Here is a 7,224-nt window from a genome sequence, read left to right on the forward strand (position 1 = left end):
GACCGCCTGCCGGGCCGGCCGGCCCGGTAGGCTGACCGCGCCATGACGACTTCCGAACCTCCCGAGAGCGGCCGCCAGCGGCAGAACTGGGTCGAGCGCCGCCGCGAGAAAATCCGCGAGGAGATCGCGCGCAACCGGCGCGGCGAGTACACGGTGCCCACCTGGGTGCTGGCGCTCGCGCTGGTGTTGATCGTGGGCGCCTGGCTCACCCTGATCTTCATGGCCTGACCCGGCCCGCGCGACACCGCAATCTCGAAGTGGTGGCGGCCCCGGCGGGCCGGGGACCATCATGCCGTCCGGCGTCGTCGGGTCCGTGGACCGGCGCGCCCCGCCCCGTGGCAGGGATGGTGACGTCATCGCACACATCGACCTCGGTATCGACGAGCGGGCGCATCCGGGCATCCGGGGCCCGATGAGGTTCCGTCCGGAGACGGCCAAGCCTCTCAACGCGCTGGCGGAGGCGCTCCTGCGGGCCCCGCACCCGACGCTGACCCCGGGCGAGCGGGAGCTGATCGCGGCGTACGTGTCGGGGCTGAACGAGTGCCGGTTCTGCTGCGCGACGCACTCCGCCTTCGCGGCGGCGCAGCTGCCCGACGGAGTCCGGCTGGTGGACCGGGTGCTCGCCGATCCCGCGGGCGCGGAGGTCAGCGACAGGCTCCGGGCGCTGCTACGGATCGCCGAGGCCGTGCGGCGCAGCGGCCGGGACGTGACGGTGGGGCTGGTGGCGGCCGCGCGGGAAGCCGGCGCGACGGACCTGGAGATCCACGACACCGTCCTGATCGCCGCGGCGTTCTGCATGTACAACCGCTACGTGGACGGGCTGGACACCCTGGTTCCGGACGACCCGGCGGTGTACGAGAAGGCGGCCGAGCGCATCGTGCGGCACGGGTACGTGGCGAGCTGACCGGTCGCCACGCCACGGATCCGGGCGGGGCGTCGGCCGCGCGTGCTCAGCCGAGCAGGCGGGCGGCGTGCCGCCCGGCCGCGGCGGCGGCGAGGAAATAGGCATGGTCGGCGTCGAGGCCCCGGCCCATTGTCGACAGCGGCACCGGCGTGGCCCGCAGCGCGGCGTCGAGCCCGTCGGTGGGCACCCGGACCAGGGCGTGCCGCGCCGCGAGGGGGGCCAGCGCGGCGTCGACCTCGCGGGCCAGCGCCGGGTCCAGCCCGTCGGGCACCACCAGCTCGGCGGGGGCGAGGGCCACCCGGCCGTACGCGGTGAGGCTGTGGTGCGACACGCCCCGGTGCCGGGGGCGGGGGTCGGCGTCGGAGATCCGCAGCGACCCGACCGGGCGCCCGCCCAGCGTAGCGACGGCGTTGACGGCCTCGCCGACGGCCACGCCGGAGAAGCCCCACCGGGTGCCGGTGCCGAGGTTGCCCGGCCCCTGCGCGACGATCGCGATGTCGGCGCGCAGGACGTGCCGGGTGGCCAGCAGCCCGCTGTGCACGGTGCTCGCCTCCAGGTCGCCGCCGAACGCCTGGCCGACGCTGACCGTGCCGACGAGGGCGTCGCGCAGCCCGGCCAGGGTGCGGGAGAACCACGCGGGCAGCGCCCCGCCGTCGGTCAGCACGTACGCCACCCGGGCGCCGGGGGCGTCGGCGTGGATGCCGGCCAGGATCGCCGGCAACGCGGAGTGCAGGTCGGCGGTGACGACCGGCAGGCCCGCCACGTCGTCGGCGGTGGCCAGGACGTCGCGGTGCGGGGACGCCTCCTCGTCGACGCCGAGCAGGATGGGCTGCAGCGGGGTGTAGCGGGCCTTGACCAGGTGGCCGGCGTCGCGGGTGTCGAGGGACTGCGGCGGGTCCGGCGGCAGCCGGTCGGGCAGCGCCACGACCAGGGCGTACCCGCCGGTGCCGAGGCCCATCAGCAGCGCGCCGGCGTTGAGCAGCACCCGGTCGCCGGGCTCGGGCCGGCCGACCAGCTCCGGGTAGGCCAGGGCGCGGACCGTGCCGCCGTCGGGCAGGGCGACGTCGAGTTCCACCGCCCCGGTCCACTGCCGCCGCAGCGCCGTCACCGTTCCGGACCGCCATCGCACCATGCCCGGCACGCTAGCGCCGCCGCCCCGCCCGGCCGCGCCCGGGGCGGCCGGGCGTCAGGCGTCGGGGTCGGCCCGCGGCCGGGTGACGCCGGGCGGGGTGCGGGTCGGGTCGAGGAAGACGTACCGGATCTGCCGGTAGCGGGCGGTGAGGCGGCGTTCGGCCTCGTCCGCGGCGGCCTCGATGGTCGCGCCGCTCGCCTCGTCGTCGAAGTCCACCTTCGCGGCGACGAGGATGTCGGCTGGGCCGAGCTGCATGGTCAGCAGCGTGTCGAGCCGGCGGACGGCGGGCAGCCGGGTCAGCTCGTCGGCGATCTCGCGGCGTAGCCGCTCCGGCACGGACCGGCCGACCAGCAGCGAGATGTTGTTGCGGGCCAGGACGGTGGCCACCACGAGCAGCAGGAGCCCGATCAGGATGGAGGCGACGCCGTCCCACAGCTCGTCGCCGGTGAGCTGGGACAGGGCCACCCCGACGGCGGCCAGCAGCAGCCCGATCAGGGCCGCGCTGTCCTCGAGGAACACCGCCTTGACGGTGGTGTCGGAGGTCAGCCGCAGGAACCGCCGGGGGGTGGTGCGCCAGCGGCGGGACTCGGCCCGGACCTGTCGCACGGCGCGCGCCAGCGAGACGGACTCGATGGCGAACGACACGGCCAGCACCACGTACGAGACGAGGTAGTCGCCGCTGTGCTCGTGCACGAGGATCGTGGTGACGCCGTGGGTCACCGCGAAGCCGGCGCCGGCGACGAACGTGAACACCGCGGCCAGGAAGGCCCAGACGTAGCTCTCCTTGCCGTACCCGAACGGGTGGCGGGCGTCGGCCGGGCGCGCCCCGCGCCGCAGCGCGAGGTAGAGCAGCACCTCGGTGGTGGTGTCGGCGACGGAGTGGACGGCCTCCGAGAGCATCGCGGCCGACCCGGAGATCATTCCGGCGACCAGCTTGGCGACGGCGATGGCGAGGTTGGCCGCTCCCGCGACGACCACGGTGCCGACGCTCTCGGTCTTCACCTCAGGCTGGGCCATCAGGTCACCTTATGGCCGTCGGGGGCACCGCACCGGGGGACCGGAGGCGGGACGGGCGCGACGCGGCGCACGTCGTGCCCGCGTGGGTGCACGTCCCCGGCGCGCGGGCTGCTAGCGTCTACCGCGTGTCGCGGACCCGCACCGAACGCCTGGTCAACCTGGTGATCTGCCTGCTGTCCACGCGACGGTTCCTGACCGCCGCGCAGATCGCCGCGACCGTCCCCGGTTACGAGCACGATCCGGAGGACGCGCGCGACCACGAGGCGTTCCAGCGCAAGTTCGAGCGGGACAAGGCCGAGCTGCGCGAGCTGGGCGTACCGCTGGAGACCGGGACGGCGAGCGTCTTCGACGCGGAGCCCGGCTACCGGATCGCCCACCGGGAGTACGCGCTGCCGGACATCCCGCTCGAACCGGACGAGGCCGCCGCCGTGGGCATCGCCGCGCGGCTGTGGCAGCACGCCGGTCTGGCCGCCGCCGCCTCGTCCGGGCTGGCGAAGCTGCGCGCCGCCGGCGTCGACGTGGACCCGCAGGCCACGCTGGGCCTGGAGCCGATGGTCACGGTGGATCCGGCGTTCGCGCCGCTCACCGCCGCCGCCCGGGACCGGCGCGAGGTGACCTTCGACTACCGGGTGCCCGACCGCGACGAGCCCAACCGTCGCCGGCTGCAGCCGTGGGGTGTGGTCTGCTGGCGGGGCCGCTGGTACGTGGTCGGCCACGACCTCGACCGCGCGGCGACCCGCTGCTTCCGGCTGTCCCGCGTGGTCGGGGCGGTCCGCGTGACCGGAGCCCCCGGCGGCTACGAACCGCCGGCAGGCGTCGACCTGATCAGTCACGTGGCCCGCTGGTCGGGGCCGGTGGAGCGCACCGGGCGGGCCACCGTGCTGGCCGCCCCGGGGCGCGCCGCGGGGCTGCGCCGCTGGGCGGTCGGCGTCACCGCCGGGCCCGACGGCGATGAGATCGTCCTGCCCTACGCCGACGTGGACGTCCTCGCCGGCCAGCTCGTCGGCTACGGCCCGGACGTGCGGGTGCTCGACCCGCCGGAGGTGCGGGAGGCGGTCATCCAGCGGCTCAAGGAGATCGCGGCCCGGCACGACGACCTCGCCGTCGTCGGGGGTGCCCGGTGACCCGCCCGGCCGCCCGGGGCGGTTCCCGCGCGTCGGCCGACCGGCTGGCCCGGCTGCTGAACCTGGTGCCCTACCTGCTCGCCCGGCCCGGCATCGAGATCGCCGAGGCCGCCGGCGACCTGGGTGTCACCGAGCGGCAGCTGCGTGAGGACCTGGAACTGCTGTGGGTGTGCGGGCTGCCCGGGTACGGTCCGGGTGACCTGATCGACATGGCCTTCGACGGCGACCGGGTGACCATCACCTACGACGCCGGCATCGACCGTCCGCTGCGGCTCACCCCGGACGAGGCCCTCGCGCTGGTGGTGGCGCTGCGGATGCTCGCCGAGACGCCCGGGGTGGCCAACCGGGAGGCTGTGGAGCGGGCCCTCGCCAAGATCGAGAACGCGGCCGGTGACCTGGTGGCCGCGCCCGTCGAGGTCCGGCTGCCCGCCGACACCCGCCGGGTGCAGGAGCTGCGGGCCGCCGTCGAGAGCGGCCGGGCGCTGCGCATCACCTACTACACGGCCGCGCGGGACGAGACCACCGACCGCGTCGTCGACCCGTTGCGGATGTTGATGGTCGGTGGCCGGGCGTACGTGGAGGCGTGGTGCCGCCGGGCGGAGGCGGTGCGGCTGTTCCGGGCCGACCGGATCGACGCCGTCGCCGAGCTGGACGAGCCGGCCGTGGTGCCGCCGCAGGCCCGCCCGCACGACCTCACCGAGGGCGTGTTCCGGCCCTCGCCGGACCTGCCGCTGATCACCCTGAGGGTCGGCCGTAGCGAGCGGTGGATCACCGAGTACTACCCGTGCGAACGGGTCGAGGCCGGCGCCGGCGACCAGTGGCTGGTCTCGCTGCGGGTCACCGACCTGGGCTGGGCCCGCCGGTTCGTGCTGGGGCTCGGGCCGGACGTCACCGTCGTGGCCCCGGCCGAGCTGGCCGAGCAGGTCCGGGCCTCGGCCGCCGCCGCCCTCGACGCGTACGCGACGCCGGCCCCCGCCGCGCCCCGGCGTCCGGCGGACGGGCCGGACACGCGGTCGGCGGCGCCCTCGGCCGACCCGGCGGTGCCGGCCGGCACGCAGTAGGCTGGCCGCCGTGGTGAAGTGGATCGTGCTCGCGGTGGTGCTGTTCGCGCTCGTCGGGTTCGCCCTGGCCGTCCGGCCGGTGCTGGCGCGGCTGCCCAGGCTGCGCCGCGCGGCGGTCGCCCTGCAGCGCCGGGCGACCGAGGCGGAGGCGCTGCGGGACAGCGCGGAGGCGCTCCAGGAGCGGGCCGAGGCGCTCCAGCGGCAGCTCGACACCACCCAGCGGCGGCTCGAGCTGATCAAGGCGAAGCGCGGCGGTTGATCGACCGGTGTCGCGTCCCTGCGCGTTACGGTCCGGTTCCGCTCAGCACTGATCCGTCCGCGGAGTGTTGACGGGACGTCCCGCGTTGGTCAAGACTTCACCGGCCGGGGACGAACCAGCATCCCCCGGCGGGTGGCAACGGCCGTCGACGCACGTACGATGGGCTGCGGTACACCCCCCACGACGACACAGAGCGACTGGAGCTTCCCATGGGTGCCCTCAAGCCGTGGCACATCGCCGTACTCGTGGTCGTGCTGATCCTGCTCTTCGGCGCGAAGCGGCTCCCCGACGCGGCCCGTTCGCTGGGCCGTTCGCTGCGGATCATCAAGGCCGAGACCAAGAGCCTGCACGACGACGACCGCGACCTCGCCGAGAAGGCCGACGCGCAGGCCGGCTACCAGCCGCTCCCACCGCACGCCGGACAGCAGGCCCCGCAGCAGGCGCCCTACCAGGCCCCGCCGCAGCAGCAGCCGGTCGTTGACCCGGTGCACCGCGTCCGCGACAACTGACCGAGGGCCCGAGCACCGTGGCCTTCGCTCTCCGTAAGCGCGGTCCGAGCAACTTCGAACGGGCCGCCGACGGCTCGATGACGCTCATCGAGCACATCCGCGAGCTGCGCAACCGGCTGTTCAAGGCGTCCCTGGCGATCCTGGTCGGCTTCGGCTTCGGCATCTGGCTCGCCGGGCCGGTCCGGATCCTGCTCTCGAAGCCGTACTGCGACCTGCCGGCCTCGATCGACCCTGTTAGCGGCAAGTGTAAGTTCGTGCAGCTCGGGGTCGCGGACGTCTTCCTACTCAACCTGAAGATCGGGCTCTGGGTGGGTCTGATCATCGCGGCGCCGATCTGGCTCTACCAGCTCTGGGCGTTCATCGCGCCGGGCCTGCACCGGCACGAGCGGCGCTACGCGTACATTTTCACCACGCTGGCCGCGCCGCTGTTTGCGGCAGGTGCCGTGCTGGCGTTCTTCGTCACCACCAAGGGCCTCGAGTTTCTGCTCGACATCTCTGGTGACGACATCGCCACCAACCTCGAGGTCACCCGCTACATCTCGTTCGTGACGAACCTGATCCTGCTGTTCGGGGTGGCGTTCGAGTTCCCGCTGCTGGTGTTGATGCTGAACTTCGTCGGCATCGCCAGCGCGAAGCGGCTGCTGAGCTGGTGGCGGATCGCGGTCTTCGTGTTCTTCGCGTTCTCCGCGGTGGTCACGCCGACCCCCGACCCCTTCGGGATGACCGCGCTGGCGATCTGCCTCTGTGCGCTCTACTTCGCCGCGGTCGGTGTCGCATTCCTCAACGACAAGCGCAAGGGACGCGGCCGGGAGGTCTACGCGGGCATCGACGACGACGAGGTGTCGCCGCTGGAGTTCGACCCGGAGCCGGTCGAGGCCGGGCAGCGGGTCGACGCCACCACGCCGGTCGAGGCTCCGGAGCCGGTCGCCGCACCGGCGCCGATCGACCGCCGCTACGACGACATGACCTGACCGCGGCCGGCCGCACCGCAACCAACGACACGAGCCCCCTCCACCGGGGGCTCGTGTCGTTGTGCGCTGTGTGCCGGGTGCCAGGTGCCAGGTGCCGGGTGGGCGGGTGGGGGTTGGCCGGGCGGAGTGGCGGCGCGGGCGCCCGACCCCCGCGGGCAGGGCGCCGGCCACCACCACGGGGCCGGTCCCCCCCACGCCCCCCCCCCCCGGCCACCCACCCCCCTCGGCGCCGAACCCCCCACACCCA

9 protein-coding genes are annotated in these 7,224 nt (G+C 74.7%); 7 read left to right on the top strand and 2 right to left on the bottom strand.

The window, feature by feature from the left end:
• The first annotated feature begins 42 nt into the window (after positions 1–42).
• Positions 43–228 carry a hypothetical protein gene (locus tag ACGF7U_RS16865; protein ID WP_091106695.1) on the top strand — a complete coding sequence of 62 codons (186 nt, stop codon included), beginning with the start codon at positions 43–45 and terminating at the stop codon, positions 226–228.
• A gap of 127 nt (positions 229–355) precedes the next feature.
• Positions 356–904, top strand: a complete 549-nt coding sequence (locus ACGF7U_RS16870; RefSeq protein ID WP_393107988.1) for a carboxymuconolactone decarboxylase family protein — start codon at positions 356–358, stop codon at positions 902–904.
• A gap of 46 nt (positions 905–950) precedes the next feature.
• Here ACGF7U_RS16870 and ACGF7U_RS16875 read toward each other — a convergent pair whose 3' ends face one another.
• Positions 951–2,036 carry a DUF3866 family protein gene (locus ACGF7U_RS16875; protein ID WP_393107454.1) on the bottom strand — a complete coding sequence of 362 codons (1,086 nt, stop codon included), beginning with the start codon at positions 2,034–2,036 and terminating at the stop codon, positions 951–953.
• A 54-nt stretch (positions 2,037–2,090) separates the two neighbouring features.
• On the bottom strand, positions 2,091–3,053 hold the full coding sequence (locus ACGF7U_RS16880; RefSeq protein WP_393107456.1) for a cation diffusion facilitator family transporter: 963 nt from the start codon (positions 3,051–3,053) through the stop codon (positions 2,091–2,093).
• A 125-nt stretch (positions 3,054–3,178) separates the two neighbouring features.
• Between ACGF7U_RS16880 and ACGF7U_RS16885 the strand changes: the two genes are divergently transcribed.
• The 5 genes from ACGF7U_RS16885 (at position 3,179) to tatC (ending at position 6,977) form a co-directional block, all read left to right on the top strand.
• Positions 3,179–4,177, top strand: a complete 999-nt coding sequence (locus ACGF7U_RS16885) for a helix-turn-helix transcriptional regulator (protein WP_393107458.1) — start codon at positions 3,179–3,181, stop codon at positions 4,175–4,177.
• Positions 4,174–5,238, top strand: coding sequence for a helix-turn-helix transcriptional regulator (locus ACGF7U_RS16890; RefSeq protein ID WP_393107460.1), 1,065 nt, complete (start codon positions 4,174–4,176; stop codon positions 5,236–5,238). Before ACGF7U_RS16885 ends, ACGF7U_RS16890 begins: the two co-directional genes overlap by 4 nt.
• A gap of 10 nt (positions 5,239–5,248) precedes the next feature.
• The gene (locus ACGF7U_RS16895; protein WP_393107462.1) at positions 5,249–5,497 is read left to right on the top strand and encodes a DUF5320 domain-containing protein; all 249 of its coding nucleotides are present in this window, start codon (positions 5,249–5,251) and stop codon (positions 5,495–5,497) included.
• 209 nt (positions 5,498–5,706) lie between these two features.
• A complete protein-coding gene (tatA, locus tag ACGF7U_RS16900; RefSeq protein ID WP_350684729.1) occupies positions 5,707–6,006 on the top strand; it encodes a Sec-independent protein translocase subunit TatA in 300 nt (99 codons plus the stop codon).
• 17 nt (positions 6,007–6,023) lie between these two features.
• Positions 6,024–6,977, top strand: a complete 954-nt coding sequence (gene tatC, locus ACGF7U_RS16905; RefSeq protein ID WP_393107464.1) for a twin-arginine translocase subunit TatC — start codon at positions 6,024–6,026, stop codon at positions 6,975–6,977.
• The last annotated feature ends 247 nt before the right edge of the window (positions 6,978–7,224 follow it).

The sequence above is a fragment of the Micromonospora sp. NPDC047670 genome (assembly GCF_043204915.1).
GTDB lineage: Bacteria > Actinomycetota > Actinomycetes > Mycobacteriales > Micromonosporaceae > Micromonospora.

What these genes read in the sequence shown, in the direction of transcription:
- ACGF7U_RS16875 (WP_393107454.1), bottom strand. Translation starts at nt 2,036, where the DNA reads ATGGTGCGATGGCGGTCCGGAACGGTGACGGCGCTGCGGCGGCAGTGG.
- ACGF7U_RS16880 (WP_393107456.1), bottom strand. Translation starts at nt 3,053, where the DNA reads ATGGCCCAGCCTGAGGTGAAGACCGAGAGCGTCGGCACCGTGGTCGTC.
- ACGF7U_RS16865 (WP_091106695.1), top strand. Translation starts at nt 43, where the DNA reads ATGACGACTTCCGAACCTCCCGAGAGCGGCCGCCAGCGGCAGAACTGG.
- tatA (WP_350684729.1), top strand. Translation starts at nt 5,707, where the DNA reads ATGGGTGCCCTCAAGCCGTGGCACATCGCCGTACTCGTGGTCGTGCTG.